The organism is Microbacterium sp. LWH11-1.2, assembly GCF_038397745.1.
Lineage (GTDB): Bacteria > Actinomycetota > Actinomycetes > Actinomycetales > Microbacteriaceae > Microbacterium.
Genome location: NZ_CP151636.1, coordinates 1,727,804 through 1,743,382 on the forward strand (window position 1 = coordinate 1,727,804; position 15,579 = coordinate 1,743,382).

The window sequence follows — 15,579 nt, forward strand, 5'->3', positions numbered from 1 at the left end:
TCCCCCGTGACGGATACCCGCGAGTTCACCGACGCCCATGGCATCGCCATCGTCTACGACGTCCATCCGGCCACCACGACGGCCCGAGGAGTGGTCCAGCTCCTGCACGGCGTCGGCGAGCACGCCGGCCGATACGGCGTGCTGGCGAAGGCCCTCACCGATGCCGGATTCGTCGTGTACGCCGACGATCATCGCGGCCACGGCCGCACCGGCATCCGTCAGCACGGCGGACCCGCGCGGCTGGGGCGTCTCGGCGCGGGCGGACTCCGCGCGGCCGAAGACGCGATCTGGCAGCTCACCGGCATCATCCGCGACGAGAACCCCGATCTGCCGCTCGTGCTCCTCGGGCACTCGTGGGGATCGTTCCTGGCGCAGAAGCTCGTCAATCACCACCCCGAGGCCTGGGACGCCGTCATCCTCTCCGGATCGGCCCTGCTGACTCCGGGGTCGCTCAACGCCGCGCCGCTCAACGCGCGCTGGGCGAAGGACGAGGGTGCGACCGGCCTCGAGTGGCTCAGCCGCGATCCCGCCGTGTGGGAGGCGTTCGATGAGGACCCGCTCACCACCGACGTCCCGCTGCTCAAGCTCTTCGGCCCGATCGAGGCCGCCAAGCTCTACGGCCGCCCGGCGAAGGACCTCGTCTCGAAGGCGGGCCACGACATCCCGATGCTGCTGCTCGTCGGTCGCGACGATCCGGTGGGCGGACCGCGCAGCGTGCACAAGCTCGCCGACGAGTACCGCTCGCGTTCCGGTCTCGCCGACGTCACGACGCTGGTCTACCCCGATGCCCGTCACGAGATCTTCAACGAGCTGCAGCAGGATGAGGTGCGCGCCGACGTGCTCGCCTGGCTGGACAGCCGCTTCCCGTCGCGCGCGGACGGCTGACCCGCGCGGCAACCCGGCACAGCGCTCGCGCATTCCCTTCGGAGTCGCGACATTACGCACGGTGAAGGTGCGTGACGTCATCCGGGCGGCGGCCGCCGCCGTCGTTCTACATTCGGACCATCATTCCGCGGGAACGCGAGAGGGCGGTCGGATGAGCTTCGTCAGCGAATGGCGCGATTGGCACGCGGCGCGTGAGCGGCTCGCGGGATCGGAGTACGGTCCCTCGGCCCTGGAGTCGACGAACTGGCTCATCGAGATGCCGGCGGCCGTGGACGGCATCCCGGGCCTCTGGGCGCTGACCGGCGACGGCGGCATCCGCGGCAGCGAGCTCGGGCAGTCCGGTGCGAGCGTGACGCTGCGGGGTGCCGAGAGCTTCCGGCTCGGGCGGCGGGAGCTGCGCGTCTTCGACCGTCACGGAACGCTGGCTCTGCGGGTGCTGAACCCGTCCCGTCCGCAGCGCGAATGGTTCACGGCGATCGACGCCTATGCGCCCGACGAGCGCTGGCGCCTGCCGGCGCGGTTCGAGCAGACGCCCGACGAGCGGGTCGTGATCACCGCGGTCGACGGCGAGGAGCGGGAGTCTCCTGTCGCGGGACGTCTGCACTTCGAGCTCGCGGGTGCGCCGCACACGCTGACCGTGACGCGGAGCTCGCAGGGGACCCTGAGCGCCGTCTTCGCCGACGGCACCAACGGACTCGAGACCTACCGGTTCCGCTTCCTCCCGGTCGAGGAGCCCGCCGATGACGGTTCCGCGATCATCGACTTCAACCGCGCCTACCTCCCGCCCTGTGCGTTCTCGGATCAGTTCGTCTGCCCGCTTCCGCTGCCGGGCAACCGCTACTCGACGCCGATCCGGGCGGGCGAACGCGTCGTCGTGCTCGGCGGCTGACCCGCCGCGGGCCCCCGGCGCGCCTTAAGCTGGAACCGTGCACGGTGAATACAAGGTTCCAGGAGGAAAGCTGGTCGTCGTCGACCTCGACGTCGAAGACGACAGGATCGCGCGTTTCCGACTCGCCGGCGACTTCTTCCTCGAGCCCGACACGGCGCTCGACGACATCAACGCCGCCGTGAACGGCCTGGCGGTGGAGTCGGATGCGACGGTCATCGCCGCCGCGGTGCGCGAGGCTCTGCCCGACGGGGCCCAACTGCTCGGCTTCACGCCCGAAGCCGTCGGCACGGCCGTGCGCCGCGCACTGGTGACCGCACCGGGCTGGCGCGACTTCGACTGGGAGATCGTGCACGACAAGGCCGTCTCGCCGCGGATGAACCTGGCCCTCGACGAGGTGCTCACCTCGCGCGTCGGCGAAGGGCGCCGCCGGCCGACGCTGCGCATCTGGGAGTGGGACGAGTCCGCCGTCGTCATCGGGTCGTTCCAGTCGTACCGCAATGAGGTCGACCCCGAGGGCGCGGCCCGGCACGGCTTCGACGTCGTGCGCCGAATCTCCGGCGGCGGGGCCATGCTCATGGCCGCGGGACAGATCATCACGTACTCGCTGTACGTTCCGGCATCCCTCGTCGCGGGCATGACGTTCGCCGACTCCTATGCGTTCCTCGACGACTGGGTGCTGCAGGCGCTGCGGTCGCTCGGGATCGATGCGGTGTACCAGCCGCTCAACGACATCGCGAGCCCGACCGGCAAGATCGGCGGCGCCGCGCAGAAGCGCCTCGCGAACGGCGGGGTGCTGCACCACGCCACGCTCTCGTACGACATCGACGGTCAGACCATGACCGAGGTGCTGCGCATCGGCCGCGAGAAGCTGAGCGACAAGGGCACGACCTCTGCGGCGAAGCGCGTCGACCCACTGCGCAGCCAGACCGGGCTGACCCGCGCCGAGATCATCGAGCGCTTCAAGGACACCTTCCGCTCGCTGACGGATGCCGAGACGGGCACGATCGCCCCCGACGAGTACGTCGCAGCCGAAGCCCTCGTGGAGTCGAAGTTCGCCACCGAGGCGTGGCTGCATCGGGTGCCGTGACCGACCCTTCGACGGGCTCGGGGGCCCCGGCGTCGAAGGGCTCCGTCACGATCATCGAGGGCGACAACCTCGTCGCCGCGGCGTCTCTGCCCGCGGCATCCTTCACCCTCGTCTATCTCGACCCGCCGTTCAACACGGGTCGCGCGCAGGAGCGGCAGGTGGTCACCGCGCGACGCGCGTTCACAACTCAGTCAGAATCCGGGGAACCGGCCGCTGACGGGGTCTCGCCGGCCGATTCCGCGCCGGTCTTGCTGAATACCGAACACGCGGATGCCGCGACCGAGGTGCGGCGCGGGTTCCACGGGCACGCCTACGAGCGGGTGCGCGGGATGCTGCGCGCGTACGACGACAGCTTCGACGACTACGGGGCGTTCCTCATGCCGCGGCTTGAGGAGGCGTGGCGGCTCCTCGCCGACGACGGCACCCTCTACCTGCACCTCGACTACCGCGAGGCGCACTACGCGAAGGTCATGCTCGATGCGGTGTTCGGGCGGGACTGCTTCCTCAACGAGCTGATCTGGGCCTACGACTACGGAGCGAAGTCCCGGCGCCGCTGGCCGACCAAGCACGACACGATCCTCGTCTACGTGAAGAACCCGCGCGAGTACGTCTTCAACTCCGAGGATGTCGACCGTGAGCCGTACATGGCGCCGGGGCTCGTGACGGCGGAGAAGGCGGCCCGGGGCAAGCTCCCCACCGATGTCTGGTGGCACACGATCGTGCCGACGACCGGGCGCGAGAAGACCGGGTATCCGACGCAGAAGCCCGAGGGCATCCTGCGCCGCATCGTCACGGCGTCGAGTCGTCCCGGCGACCGCGTCCTCGACCTCTTCGCCGGCAGCGGTACGACCGGGGCGGTCGCGTCGGTGCTCGGCCGCGATGCGGTGCTGGTCGACGACAATCCCGAGGCCGTCCGCGTGATGACCGAGCGGATGCCGCACGCCGAGGTCATCTCGTCCTCCGGTCGTTGAGCGAGCGCAGCGAGACGAAACGCCGCGCCGCCCCCACCGGCATCCGTCGGTTGATCGCACACGTGCAGGTCGAGATCGACGGTTTCGACCTGCGGGCGTGAGATGAGCCTGCAGATGGAGGCCAGGCGGGTCAGATCGGGCGCAGCAGCACGAGGAACTGCTCGATCTCAGCGGCCATGTCGAGCGTCGGGTCGAGCATCCAGGCGGACTGCAGGCCGTCGGCGAGGGCGTGCATCGTCCGCACGATCCAGGCCGGATCGAGGTCGTCGCGCAGCCGGCCCGCCTGCTGATCAGCCGCGACCTGCGCCAGCGTGAAGCTCTCGACGCGCGCGGTTCGGTCGCGGAAGTAGTCGTGCGCCGGATGCTCGGGGTCGCCGGCCTCGGCGGCGAGCTGCGCGTAGAGCTGCACGAGTCCGGGGACAGAGGCGTTGTGCCGGGTCACCGCGAGGAAGGCCGCGATCACGTCTTCGCCGGCGTACTCCTGCTCGTCGCGGTCGTCGCGCGCCTGGAGGATCGCGACGAAGAGCTCCTCCTTGGTGCCGAAGTAGTGCAGGAGGCCGGCGGGGCTGAGGCCCGCGGCATCCGCGATCTCCCGCACCGAGGCCTTGCGATACCCGTGCTCGGCGACGACGGCGAGGGCCGCTTCGAGGATCTCCTCGCGCTTGGCGACGCCCTTCGCGTATGCCCCTCGAGTCGCCATGGCTCCAGGGTATCCGTCACGACTCGATCACGAAAACCAAACAACGTTCGTGAATCACTTGCGCTCGCGAGGACGCGTCTGTCACCATGTCCGATGAATACCAAACACCGTTTGGGATTCATTCCGCATCCGCTCAACGAGGAGCCGACATGTCCGTGTCCCCGCTCGACCCCGCCGCCGAACTCGCACCGACCGGGACCATCCGGTCGGCGCCGCCGTCGGCGGGTGAACCCGCCGCCAGTCCGCCCGCGAACCGCAGGCTGCTGCCCAGTCTGCTGATCGCCTCGCTCACCCTCTTCGCCACGTACGGCGGGCTCATCGCGATCCTGTTGCCGAGTCAGGTGCTGCTGATCGACGAGGCGAACAAGGTCGCCAACCTCGGCCTGGTCACCACCATCTCGTTCGTCTTCACGCTGTTCGCGCAGCCGATCGTCGGCGCGCTCAGCGACCGCACCCGCTCGCGCTTCGGTCGTCGGGTGCCGTGGATGGTGATCGGCGCGATCGTCGGCGGCATCTTCCTCTTCGGTCTCGGCTCGCTCAGCGACATCCTCTGGATCACGGTGTTCTGGGTCGTCATCCAGGTCGCCCTCAACTTCTTCCAGGCGCCGCTGACCGCCATCACCGCCGATCGCTTCCCGCGCGCCAAGCGCGGCGGCGCGAGCGCGATGATCGGGCTCGGCACCCAGCTCGGGATGACGGTCGGCATCATGCTCGCCGGGGCCTTCGCCGCGCAGATCGGCATCGGGTACTCCGTCTTCGGCGGTGCGGTGATCGTCGCCGCCCTGCTGTTCGCCCTCGTGAACCGGGACTGGTCGTCGAAGGATGCCGCGGTCGATGCGTTCCGCTGGGGCGCCTTCTTCCGGGGATTCTGGATCGACCCGCGCCGCCACCCGGACTTCGCCTGGGCCTTCGCCGCCCGCTTCCTGCTCATCCTCGGGTACTTCGTCGTGAGCGCCTATCAGCTGTACATGCTGACGGACTACATCGGCCTTCCGCTCGCCGAGGCCCAGGGGGCCGTGGTCACGCTCACGCTCGTGGCCTTCGTGCCGACCCTCGTCGCGATCGCGCTCTCGGGCTGGTGGAGCGACAAGGTCGGCCGCCGCAAGGTGTTCATCTATGCGGCATCCGTCGTCATGGTGGCGGGGCTCGCGATGCCGCTGCTGCAGCCGAACATGACCGGCATGATCCTGATGAGCATCATCAACGGCATCGGCTTCGGGCTGTACATGTCGGTGGATGCCGCGCTGATGACCGAGGTGCTGCCGAACGAGGGTGTCTCGGCGGGCAAGGACCTCGGCATCCTCAACGTCGCGACCAACGTGCCGCAGGCGCTGAGCCCCGCGATCGGCGGAGTGATCATCACGGCGCTGGGGGGCTACGCGACGCTCTTCGTGTTCGCGATCGTGTTCGTCATCCTCGCCGCGATCGCCACCGCTCCGATCAAGGGAGTGCGCTGATGCTCAGCAACGAACAGGAGAATGCTGTGATGACCGACACCGACACCGACTTCGTCGAGGTGGCCACCGCCGCAGGGCGCGTGCGAGGTCGCTGGCGTCCGACCACGGGTGGGCGGGGGAATCCGCGGTCTGCGGCATTCCTCGGCATCCCGTTCGCGGAACCGCCGGTGGGCGCGTTGCGGTTCCAGGCGCCGGTGCCGAAGGCCCCGTGGGCCGGGGTGAGGGACGCTCTCGAGTTCGGGCCGACCGCGCAGCGGGGCGACCCCGGCGTGACGCTCATCCCGGAGCCGAGCGTCGACGGAGAGTCGACGCTGAACGTCAACGTCTTCACGCCTGCCCTTCGACGAGCTCAGGGACCCAGTGGTGAGGCTCAGGGACCCAGTGGTGAGGCTCAGGGGCCCAGCGGTGAGGGACCGGATGCCGGGCTGCCGGTGCTCGTCTGGATCCACGGCGGCGGCTACTTCGCCGGCTCCCCGGCGAGCCCCTGGTACGACGGCCGCAACTTCAACCGCGACGGCGTCGTGACCGTGTCGATCTCGTACCGTCTCGGCTTCGACGGCTTCGGCTGGATCGAGGATGCCCCGTCGAACCGTGGCGTGCGCGACTGGCTGCTGGCGCTCGAGTGGGTGCAGCAGAACATCGCGGCGTTCGGCGGCGACCCGTCGCGCGTGACGATCGCCGGCCAGTCCGCCGGCGGTGGCGCGGTGCTGACGCTGCTCGGGATGGAGAAGGCGCAGCATCTGTTCCACGGTGTCTACGCGGTCTCGGGCGCCCTCGCGGATGTGTCGGCGGAGCGTGCGGAGGCGTTCGGCCGGGGTCTCGCCGCGACCGCAGGCGTCGAGCCGACGGTCGCGGGATTCTCGTCGCTCGCCGAGGAACGCGTGCTGGCGCTGCAGAAGAAGGCCACGCAGCTCGGCCCGTCGTCGCTCGGAGCCATCGTCGACGAGGGGCTGCCGCTGGGGCCGTCGATCGACGGCGACCTGCTGCCGCGGTCGACGAGGGAGTCGCTGCGCGCGGGAGTCGGGGCTGACAAGCCGCTCGTGCTCGGCGCGACCGACGACGAGTTCACCATGGCGTTCACGGGTGCTGCGGAACGGGCGCTGCGCTGGGTGCCGCAGAGCTTCCTGCTCGCCAGGCTCGGCCTTCCGCGAAGCGTGCGCCCGGCGTACCTCGACGCGAACGCCGATGTCGCGCGACGGGGCAAGGCGCGTCTCGCCGGTCGGCTGCTCACCGATCGGATGTTCCGCGCGGCGCTGCTGCGCGTTGTCGAGGATCGGGGGTCGGCCCCGACCTGGCTGTATCGGTTCTCCTGGCCGTCGGGCCAGTTCGGATTCGCGGAGCACTGCCTCGACGTGCCGTTCTTCTTCGACTGCCTCGACGGCCCGGCGATGGAGCCGCTGGCGGGACCGAAGCCGCCGCAGGAGCTCGCGGACGAGCTGCACGGCGCCGCGGTCGCGTTCATCACGAGCGGCGACCCGGGATGGCCGAGACACGACGGGACAGGCGGGATCGCACGGGTGTACGACACGCCCACGCGTGACATCGCCGACGCCTACGCATCGGTGCGTCCGCTGCTGGGTGCCGCGTCGTGACCGCCGTGGAGACGGCCGGGTCCTCGACCCGGCCGGTGACGGTCGCGCGCCCGCGGTGGATGCTGTGGACGGCGCTCGGACTGCTGGTCGCGTTCGTCGCGCTCGCGCTCGGCGTGCTCGCCGCGCCGGATGCCCCGTGGACTCAAGCCCTCGACGACCTGTGGCGCGGGGCCGTCGGCGTCGGGCCCGACTCCTGGGTGCCGGCGTTCGCGCTCGCCCAGCTGTTCCAGCATCTCGGCCAGCTCCCCGGCGCGGTGCTGATGATGATCCTTCTGCCGCTGGTCCTCGTGCTCGTGGGACGGTGGCGTTCGGCGCTCTTCGTGATCGCCGTGCAGCTGGCGGGACCCGGGCTCCTGTCGCAGCTCACCAAGAACCTCGTCGACAGGCCGCGCCCCGCCGAGGACACGGTGGCCGGGTTGTTCGGTCCCCTCGTGCAGGTCGATCATGGCTCCTTCCCCTCCGGGCATTCGGTGAGCATGGCGGCGATCATCATCACCGTGCTCGCCCTCATCCCGGCATCCGCCGTATGGGCGCGACGGATCTGGATCGTGATCGGCGTGCTGTTGGCGGCCGGGATGGTGTGGCAGCGCACGCTGATCAACGCGCACTGGTTCACCGACACCTGTGCGGGGCTGATCGGCGGCGCCGCGGTCGCCGTGCTGCTGTGGTGGGCGTTCCTGCCGTGGCTGGGTCGCGATCACGAGCGGCGGGTGTGGTTCGTTCGCCGCATCCGGCCTCGCAACGCAGGTTGATCGCACAGTTGCAGGTCGAGATCGGCGATCTCGACCTGCAACTGTGAAACGAACCTGCAAAGCGTCTCGAACGACCGCGCCTCAGGCGATGTAGATCTTCCGCAGCGTCTCGCTGACGGTCCAGATCGTGCGCTGGCCGTCGGCGAGACGTACCACCGAGCCCGGACCGACCTCGAGGTCGGGCAGGTCGGGGTCGTCGAACGCGATGGTCGCGCGACCCGCGATGACGACGAAGACCTCGTCGACCTCGGTGTCGGATGCCGTGCCCGGGGTCATCTCCCAGACGCCGATCTCGGTGTCACCGAGTGTGGCGAGGGCGGCGCTCGCCGCGGTCGGAGACCCCTCCTGCACTTCTTCGACCGGAAGAGGGGTGTGGACGAGGAGCAGCGCGGCAGCATCCACGCCGGCTCCGGGACGCAGTTCGCTCACGAGTCGAACCCCATGCCGACGGCATCCAGCGTCTTGAGGAACAGGTTGCGCTTGCCCCCGTTGTGGTCGGCCTGGTTCATCGCGGCGCGCACGAGGTTCACGCCGATCGAGGCGGCGGGCTCGGGCGGGAACGGGATCGGCTTCTCGCGCACCATCCGCAGATCCGTGCGCTCCGTCACCTCGCCCGACAGCTTGTCGAGCATGACGTCGGCGGCGAAGCGCGCCGCCCCGACACCGAGCCCGGTGAACCCGGTCGCATAGGCCACGCGGCCCTTTCGTGCCGTGCCGAAGAAAGCGCAGAAGCGGCTCGACGAGTCGATGGCCCCGGCCCAGCGGTGGGTGAACCTCAGGCCCTCGAGCTGCGGGAACGTCGTGAAGAAGTGCGAGGCGAGCTTGCGGTGGCTCTCCATGCGGTCCTCGTACTCGGGGCGCACCTTGCCGCCGTAGTGGTAGATCGCGTCGTACCCGCCGAAGAGGATGCGGTTGTCGGCGGTGAGCCGGTAGTAGTGGAACTGGTTGGCGCTGTCGGCCAGGCCCTGGCGGTTCGACCAGCCGATCGACGCCATCTGCTCCGTCGATAGCGGCTCGGTCATCAGCACGTAGTCGTACACCGGCACGGTCATCAGCCGGTTGCGCTTGAGGAGCGAGGGGAAGACGTTCGTGCCGAGAGCCACGGCATCCGCCGTCACCCGTCCGTTCGCCGTCACGAGCGTGATCGGCCCGGAGCCGTCGCCCTCGACGCGCTTCACCAGGCTGTGCTCGTAGATCTCGACGCCGAGGTCGGCCGCGACGCGCGCCAGCTCCATGCCGAGCTTCGCCGGGTGCACCATCGCGCAGGCCTCGCGCTCCCAGGCGCCGCCGAGGAACGTGGGGGAGTGCACCTCGGCCTGCACGGCCTCCTGGTCGAGGAATCCGGGCTCGTCGCGGTACCACTCGACCTGGTGCGGCTCGACGGCGACGGCCAGCTGCCCCGTGCGCTCGAAGTCGACGTCCATGTCGTAGCGGGCCACCGTCTGCTCGATGCCGTCGAGGTTCTCGAGTCCCATCTCCTCGAGGCGGTCGATCTCCTCGGGCCAGCGGGTCAGGCCGTTCTCATGACCGTGGGTGAGGCTCGCCTCGCAGAATCCGCCGTTGCGACCGGATGCCGCCCACGCGATGCGCGACGCCTCGAGCAGCACGACGCGTCGCTCGGGATCGCGCTCCTTGGCGCGCACGGCCGTCCACAGCCCGGCATAGCCGCCACCCACGATCGCGAGGTCGGCCGTGACGTGCCCGGTGAGGGTCGGGTGCGCGGTGCGCGTCACGTCATCGAGCCAGAACACCCCGAACGCGGTGTCGCGCAGGGACCCGGCGACTGCGACGGGGGCGGGCAGGCGGCGTTCGAAGACGGTGGTTCCCATGGTCACTCCTGGTCGTGCGGATTCGGGCGCGGATGCGGTGGGGTGCGCGTCAGCGCGTGCCCCAGTTGTAGAGGTCCTTGTAGAGGCCGGCGTAGAGCAGGCTCTCGGTGTGCGCGACGCCCGGGATCGTGCGGATGCGGGTCGCGATGAGGTCGATGAGGTGCTCGTCGTCCTCGCACACGGCCTCGACGAGGATGTCGAAGGTGCCGAGGGTGACCACGACGTAGGCCAGCTCGCGGATCTTCGTCAGCTCTTCCGCGATCTCTCGAGGATCGCCGGAGACGCGGATGCCGATCATCGACATGCGGTGGAAGCCCAGCTGCATGGGGTCGGTGACGGCGACGATCTGGATGATGCCCGCCTCGGTCATGCGCTGCACGCGCTGGCGGGCAGCTGCTTCGCTGAGTCCCACCTCGCGCCCGATCTCGGCATAGGGCCGCCGGCCGTCCTCCTGCAGGAGCTCGACGATCCGCTTCGAGATGTCGTCGAGTGCCAGCTGCTTGGTCTTCGTGCTCATGGGTCGATATTGTCAGGCTCGAATGTGGATAGCAACTGATTCAGTTGTTTCATGGTGATCAGACCTTTTGATTTCGTGGCCGAGCCACTACGCTGGCGCCATGCTCCGTGATCTCCTGAAGAACTCCGCCCCGCTGCAGAACTTCATCGGCGGCCGCTACGTGCCCGCGAACGGTGCCGGACGGATGCCGCTGCTCGACCCGGCGACCGAGGCGACCTACGGCGAGATCCCGGTGTCGGATGCCGGTGACGTGGATGCGGCCTACGCCGCGGCATCCGCTGCCTTCCCGCTGTGGCGCGACACGACTCCCGCCGACCGGCAGCTCGCCCTGTTCCGCATCGCCGACGAGATGCAGGAGCGGGCCGAGGAGTTCGCCGACCTGGAGTCGCAGGACACGGGCAAGCCCCGCGCGAGCCTCGTCGCCGACGAGATCCTGCAGTCGATCGACCAGCTCCGCTTCTTCGCCGGCGCCGCACGCAGTCTCGAGGGGCGCGCAGCGGGGGAGTACCTCGCCGGGCACACCTCGTTCGTGCGCAGGGAGCCGGTCGGCGTGATCGGTCAGGTGACGCCGTGGAACTACCCGCTGAACATGGCGGTGTGGAAGATCGCGCCCGCGCTCGCCGCCGGCAACACGGTCGTGCTCAAGCCCGCCGAGTCGACCCCGCTCACGACGCTGCTGCTGGCAGAGATCGTCGCGCTGCACACACCCGCCGGCGTCCTCAACGTCGTGCTGGGCGACCGCGACACGGGCGTGGCACTGGTGGAGCATCCGACTCCGCAGATGGTCGCGATCACGGGGTCGGTGCGCGCGGGCATGGCGGTGGCACGATCGGCCGCGAACGACGTCAAGCGCGTCCACCTCGAGCTCGGCGGCAAGGCTCCCGCGATCGTGTTCCCGGACGCGTCGATCGAGAAGGCCGCTGCGGGGATCGTGAATGCGGCGTTCTTCAACGCCGGTCAGGACTGTACGGCGGCCACCAGGGTGCTCGTGCACTCGTCGATCCATGACGAGCTCGTGGCGGCGCTCGTCGAGCGGACCCGGACGGATGCGCGGACGGGCGGGCCGCGCGAAGAGGGCGTGCTGTACGGGCCGTTGAGCAGCGCCGCGCAGCTCGCGCAGGTGTCGGGGTTCGTCGAGCGGCTTCCCGCGCACGCGACGATCGAGACCGGAGGCCGTCGTCAGGGCGATCACGGGTACTTCTTCGAGGCGACGATCGTGTCGGGGCTGCGGCAGGACGACGAGGCCGTGCAGGGCGAGATCTTCGGTCCCGTGCTCACGGTGCAGGCCTTCGAATCGGAGGAGGAGGCGCTGGAGATGGCGAACGACGTGCCTTACGCGCTGGCCTCCTCGGTGTGGACGACCGATCACGCGCGGGCGATGCGGTTCTCGCGCGACCTCGACTTCGGCTGCGTGTGGATCAACACCCACATCCCGTTCGTGTCGGACATGCCGCACGGCGGATTCAAGCACTCCGGGTACGGCAAGGATCTCTCGCAGTACGGTTTCGACGACTACACGCGCATCAAGCACGTGATGACGGCGCTGGACTGATGCCCTGCGCGGGGTCGGCTGAACGCTGGTCCCCGCGCGGGTGTCCGGGTTACGTCACGTTCTCCGTGAGCCAGGGCAGGGGGTCGACGGGGGTGGCGTTGAGGTGCACCTCGAAGTGCAGGCACGAGCCGAACACGTAGCCGGTCGATCCGACGTCGCCGATGTACTGGCCCGCCTCGACGCAGTCACCGACCTCGACCGCGCGACTCCCGTACGTCATGTGCGAGTAGACGGTGCTCACGGCCTTCCCGTCGACGATGCTCTCGATCTGGATCGTCACGCCGTAGCCCTCGAAGCTCTCGGTCGACCGGGAGACGCAGCCCTTCATGGCCGCATTGATCGGCGTGCCGAGCGGAGCGGCGAAGTCCTGGCCGAGATGGGATCGCCCGGGTCGTGAGGCGCCGAAGCCATCGGTGAACGAGTACGTCCCATCGGCCATCGGCATCACGACGCGGTCGGCGAGCGGGATCTCCATCGCACTGCTGAGCGGCATGCCGGCGGCGACCGCGGCAGCGACGGCACGGGAGCGCGTCTCCTTGATCTCCTCGGGCGTCGTCGCGGCGAAAGCCCCGCGCGGAGCGATCTCCGCGCGGATCTCGTCCGTCGCCGTGTACGACTGGGAGTCGGCGTCTGCGGTGGTGGAGACGGCGGCTGCGGCGCTGGCTGCGGCGGTGTGATCGCTCAGCGGGTTGAGCCCGGGAAATGCTGCTCCGGTCATCATCACGCCGATGGCGAGCGTGGCGCCGAGCGCCTTGACCTTCGCCCAGTGGCGCTTCGTCCGGCGGGACTGCACCCGGGAGATCGGTGCGACCGGCCGCGTCGTCTTCGAGGTCGGACGGGGTGCGATCGTCGGGGGCAGCTGGGGTGACAGCGGCACCGACATCGGTGCATCGGGTGCAGACGCAGGCTCGTTCGCTCGGCGGGGGCTCTGTGCACTCGCGGATGCGGCGCGCCGAAGATCACGGCGCAGCAGCGGGCGCTGCGTGTCGGAGATGTCGGTGGCTGGTTCCGAGGCACCCTGAGCGGGCTCGGTTGGCAGGGAGTTCGTGACGGGTCCTTCCGGAGGCGGATGTACTCGGCGGTCGATCCCCCGGATGCCACCGTTACCGATTCGTAATTTATGCGCTGTGTCGCGCTGGGTCAAATCGAGCGCGAGCCGGGGCGCCGTGCGGTGAGCGGGCGTCAGCCGACGAGCACCTTGACCCGCCGGTGCTCCTTCAGCGTGAGATTCGGCCGCTCGTCCACCTTCGTGGCACCGTCGAGCTCCCATCCGTGGCGCTCATAGAAGGCGTCGGCGCGGTCGTTGCCGTCGAGCACCCACAGGTAGGCGCGGGTGTGGCCGGCATCCGTGATCCGCTTCGCTGCGCTCGTGAGGAGCGCGTGGCCGACTCCGGTCGACCACGCATCGGGGTCTGCGTAGATGCCGTAGATCTCGCCGTCGGCCGCTCCGTCTTCGTCGCGCCCCGAGCCGAACGACGCCCAGCCGAGGATCCGGTCGTCGCGGACGGCGACCAGGATGCCGAGGCCCGTGGGCAGCGGTTCGGCGATGAACCTCCGCCAATTGGCGGCGCGATCCGGGATCGAGAGGGAGTCCAGGACCTCCTGATCCATGAGTCCGCGGTATGAGGCCTGCCAGGATCGCACGTGGATCCGGGCGACCTCGTCGGCGTCGTCGGCACGGCCGTCGCGGACTTCGAGGGGTGGTGTCATCGGGCCAGCCTAGTGAGGCCGCGGGAGTGTGGGCGAGCCGTCTTGGTGGGTGCTCTGTGGAGGAGGACTGGCTGTCGCGCGAGTATTGGAATATTGCCCTGAACTGGGATATTTGGGATCTTGAATGTCGGTGGCCCTCGGTTGAATGGGGGTATGAACAGCACCGCGGAGATCTTCGATCGGGTCGTCCCCGACGTCCGCGGAGTGCTGCGTGCGGATGCCGTTCGTGTGCTGTCGGATGCCGAGAAGATGGAGCTGCTTCGCGTGGCGGGTGACGTGCAGCGGGCCGTCGATGCGCTGGTCGTGGAGACCGTCGCATCGACCGATGTCGATTTCGCCCGGTCGTTCGGGTGCGCGTCGATGAATGAGCTTCTGCAGCGGGCCCTGCGCACGGACGCGGCAGGGGCCGGGCGGGTGGTGCGGGCGGCGAAGGCCGTGCACCGCGAGACCGAGTTCACGTCGGGGGCGCCGCTTCCGGCGCTGTGGCCGCAGATGCGGGAAGCACTGCTCGACGGAGTCGTCGGGGTCGCGGGACTGTTGGCGGCCACGGTGCCGGTGGAGCAGGCGGGGCGGCGCATCGGTCCCGAAGACCGGTTGCGGGCGGATGCCGAACTCGCGGCGTTCGCACGCGGGTTCGCTGCGGATGCGGATGCGGATGCGGATGCTGAAGCGGACGCGGCGCCGCCGGCGACGCCGGAGGATCTGCGGCTTCTCGCGAAGGTGATCGCGACCTACCTCGACCCCGACGGCGCCGAACCCGCGGAGGACATCGCCCGGCGCGGGCGCGGTGTGCTCCTCGGCCGGGCGAAGAACGGCCTCATCCCGCTCCGTGGCGACCTCCTCCCCGAAGTGGCCGGGCAGCTGCAACGCATCTGGGACGCCTACCTCAACCCCAAGGTCGACGGCCCACCCCTTCCGGGTGTGAGCTTCCGGCCCACCGAAGACCTCGACGCCGACACGATCGGCGCCGACACGATCGAGACGTCAGAGGACCCGCACGCCGAGGGTGACACTCTGCCCGGTGGCGACTCCACCGGGATGGTCGACACCCGCACTCGGGCGCAGAAGCAGCACGATGCTCTCGCCGCCGCGCTCGGGATCGCTGCCCGCCACGAAGAGATGCCCCGCCTCGGAGGTGCCGCCCCGACCGTCGTCGTGTCGGTCACCGCCCGGGACTATGCGACCGGCCGCGGATGGGCGCACATCGACGGGACAGACACCCCCACGAGCATGGCCGCCGCCCGGCACGCGGCGTGTGGAGGGAACATCCAACGGGTGCTGTTCGATCCCGAAGGGCGCATCATCGGCATCGGGACCACGGAACGGATCTTCACCGTCCATCAACGCCGCGCGATCACTCTCCGCGACAAGGAATGCCTCATACCGGGATGCCACGTTCCGGCATCCTGGTGCGAGATCCATCACGTCACCGAACACGCCAGGGGCGGACCCACACACACCGACAACGGCGTCACCCTCTGCTGGCACCACCACCGCACCCTCGACACGAGTGGGTGGGAGATCCGCGTGCAGAACGGCATCCCGCAGGTGCGGGGCCCGGCGTGGTGGGACCCCGCACGGCGCTGGCGTATGCCCAGTCACCTGCTCCAGGGCATCCACGGGCGCGCCGGCTGACCG

15 protein-coding genes are annotated in these 15,579 nt (G+C 69.6%); 9 read left to right on the forward strand and 6 right to left on the reverse strand.

The features are described 5' to 3' along the window. Nucleotides 1–6 precede the first annotated feature (6 nt). The 4 genes from MRBLWH11_RS08225 (at nucleotide 7) to MRBLWH11_RS08240 (ending at nucleotide 3,832) form a co-directional block, all read left to right on the forward strand. Nucleotides 7–885 (forward strand): alpha/beta fold hydrolase, encoded by an 879-nt coding sequence (locus tag MRBLWH11_RS08225; RefSeq protein WP_341947488.1) that lies wholly within the window; start codon nucleotides 7–9, stop codon nucleotides 883–885. A gap of 151 nt (nucleotides 886–1,036) precedes the next feature. Next, nucleotides 1,037–1,774: a DUF1684 domain-containing protein gene (locus MRBLWH11_RS08230; protein WP_341947489.1), complete on the forward strand. Its 738-nt coding sequence runs from the start codon at nucleotides 1,037–1,039 to the stop codon at nucleotides 1,772–1,774. 37 nt (nucleotides 1,775–1,811) lie between these two features. Then, entirely contained in the window at nucleotides 1,812–2,861 is a 1,050-nt protein-coding gene (locus MRBLWH11_RS08235) for a biotin/lipoate A/B protein ligase family protein (RefSeq protein ID WP_341947490.1), read from the forward strand. Then, complete coding sequence (locus MRBLWH11_RS08240) at nucleotides 2,840–3,832, forward strand: site-specific DNA-methyltransferase (RefSeq protein WP_341947491.1); 993 nt, start codon at nucleotides 2,840–2,842, stop codon at nucleotides 3,830–3,832. The genes MRBLWH11_RS08235 and MRBLWH11_RS08240 overlap by 22 nt, the downstream gene beginning before the upstream one ends. Before the next feature lie 130 nt (nucleotides 3,833–3,962). Here the strand turns inward: MRBLWH11_RS08240 and MRBLWH11_RS08245 are convergent, their stop codons facing one another. Further along, nucleotides 3,963–4,532 carry a helix-turn-helix domain-containing protein gene (locus MRBLWH11_RS08245; protein WP_341947492.1) on the reverse strand — a complete coding sequence of 190 codons (570 nt, stop codon included), beginning with the start codon at nucleotides 4,530–4,532 and terminating at the stop codon, nucleotides 3,963–3,965. 149 nt (nucleotides 4,533–4,681) lie between these two features. On the opposite strand from MRBLWH11_RS08245, the gene MRBLWH11_RS08250 reads away from it, so the two are divergent. Genes MRBLWH11_RS08250 through MRBLWH11_RS08260 form a run of 3 tightly spaced genes read left to right on the forward strand, consistent with a single transcriptional unit; the run spans nucleotide 4,682 to nucleotide 8,333 of the window. After that, complete coding sequence (locus MRBLWH11_RS08250) at nucleotides 4,682–5,989, forward strand: MFS transporter (RefSeq protein WP_341947493.1); 1,308 nt, start codon at nucleotides 4,682–4,684, stop codon at nucleotides 5,987–5,989. A 29-nt stretch (nucleotides 5,990–6,018) separates the two neighbouring features. Next, nucleotides 6,019–7,581, forward strand: coding sequence for a carboxylesterase family protein (locus MRBLWH11_RS08255; RefSeq protein ID WP_341947494.1), 1,563 nt, complete (start codon nucleotides 6,019–6,021; stop codon nucleotides 7,579–7,581). After that, a complete protein-coding gene (locus MRBLWH11_RS08260) occupies nucleotides 7,578–8,333 on the forward strand; it encodes a phosphatase PAP2 family protein (protein WP_341947495.1) in 756 nt (251 codons plus the stop codon). Before MRBLWH11_RS08255 ends, MRBLWH11_RS08260 begins: the two co-directional genes overlap by 4 nt. Nucleotides 8,334–8,414: 81 nt before the next feature. Here the strand turns inward: MRBLWH11_RS08260 and MRBLWH11_RS08265 are convergent, their stop codons facing one another. Genes MRBLWH11_RS08265 through MRBLWH11_RS08275 form a run of 3 tightly spaced genes read right to left on the reverse strand, consistent with a single transcriptional unit; the run spans nucleotide 8,415 to nucleotide 10,679 of the window. Continuing rightward, a complete protein-coding gene (locus MRBLWH11_RS08265) occupies nucleotides 8,415–8,762 on the reverse strand; it encodes a cupin domain-containing protein (RefSeq protein WP_341947496.1) in 348 nt (115 codons plus the stop codon). After that, nucleotides 8,759–10,162 (reverse strand): FAD-dependent oxidoreductase, encoded by a 1,404-nt coding sequence (locus MRBLWH11_RS08270; RefSeq protein ID WP_341947497.1) that lies wholly within the window; start codon nucleotides 10,160–10,162, stop codon nucleotides 8,759–8,761. The genes MRBLWH11_RS08265 and MRBLWH11_RS08270 overlap by 4 nt, the downstream gene beginning before the upstream one ends. Nucleotides 10,163–10,211: 49 nt before the next feature. Beyond that, on the reverse strand, nucleotides 10,212–10,679 hold the full coding sequence (locus MRBLWH11_RS08275) for an Lrp/AsnC family transcriptional regulator (protein WP_341947498.1): 468 nt from the start codon (nucleotides 10,677–10,679) through the stop codon (nucleotides 10,212–10,214). 100 nt (nucleotides 10,680–10,779) lie between these two features. Here MRBLWH11_RS08275 and MRBLWH11_RS08280 point away from each other — a divergent pair, with 100 nt between their 5' ends. Next, entirely contained in the window at nucleotides 10,780–12,231 is a 1,452-nt protein-coding gene (locus tag MRBLWH11_RS08280; protein ID WP_116633948.1) for a gamma-aminobutyraldehyde dehydrogenase, read from the forward strand. A 49-nt stretch (nucleotides 12,232–12,280) separates the two neighbouring features. On the opposite strand, the gene MRBLWH11_RS08285 is transcribed toward MRBLWH11_RS08280, so the two are convergent. Further along, on the reverse strand, nucleotides 12,281–13,114 hold the full coding sequence (locus MRBLWH11_RS08285) for a M23 family metallopeptidase (protein ID WP_341947499.1): 834 nt from the start codon (nucleotides 13,112–13,114) through the stop codon (nucleotides 12,281–12,283). Nucleotides 13,115–13,413: 299 nt separating this feature from the next. Then, entirely contained in the window at nucleotides 13,414–13,941 is a 528-nt protein-coding gene (locus tag MRBLWH11_RS08290) for a GNAT family N-acetyltransferase (protein WP_341947500.1), read from the reverse strand. A gap of 153 nt (nucleotides 13,942–14,094) precedes the next feature. Between MRBLWH11_RS08290 and MRBLWH11_RS08295 the strand changes: the two genes are divergently transcribed. Further along, nucleotides 14,095–15,576, forward strand: a complete 1,482-nt coding sequence (locus MRBLWH11_RS08295; RefSeq protein WP_341947501.1) for a DUF222 domain-containing protein — start codon at nucleotides 14,095–14,097, stop codon at nucleotides 15,574–15,576. The last annotated feature ends 3 nt before the right edge of the window (nucleotides 15,577–15,579 follow it).

Bases quoted from the DNA above. Each gene is read 5' to 3' on its own strand.
- MRBLWH11_RS08275 (WP_341947498.1), bottom strand. From the start codon at position 10,679: ATGAGCACGAAGACCAAGCAGCTGGCACTCGACGACATCTCGAAGCGG.
- MRBLWH11_RS08250 (WP_341947493.1), top strand. From the start codon at position 4,682: ATGTCCGTGTCCCCGCTCGACCCCGCCGCCGAACTCGCACCGACCGGG.
- MRBLWH11_RS08245 (WP_341947492.1), bottom strand. From the start codon at position 4,532: ATGGCGACTCGAGGGGCATACGCGAAGGGCGTCGCCAAGCGCGAGGAG.
- MRBLWH11_RS08230 (WP_341947489.1), top strand. From the start codon at position 1,037: ATGAGCTTCGTCAGCGAATGGCGCGATTGGCACGCGGCGCGTGAGCGG.
- MRBLWH11_RS08280 (WP_116633948.1), top strand. From the start codon at position 10,780: ATGCTCCGTGATCTCCTGAAGAACTCCGCCCCGCTGCAGAACTTCATC.
- MRBLWH11_RS08295 (WP_341947501.1), top strand. From the start codon at position 14,095: ATGAACAGCACCGCGGAGATCTTCGATCGGGTCGTCCCCGACGTCCGC.
- MRBLWH11_RS08290 (WP_341947500.1), bottom strand. From the start codon at position 13,941: ATGACACCACCCCTCGAAGTCCGCGACGGCCGTGCCGACGACGCCGAC.
- MRBLWH11_RS08255 (WP_341947494.1), top strand. From the start codon at position 6,019: ATGACCGACACCGACACCGACTTCGTCGAGGTGGCCACCGCCGCAGGG.
- MRBLWH11_RS08285 (WP_341947499.1), bottom strand. From the start codon at position 13,114: ATGTCGGTGCCGCTGTCACCCCAGCTGCCCCCGACGATCGCACCCCGT.
- MRBLWH11_RS08270 (WP_341947497.1), bottom strand. From the start codon at position 10,162: ATGGGAACCACCGTCTTCGAACGCCGCCTGCCCGCCCCCGTCGCAGTC.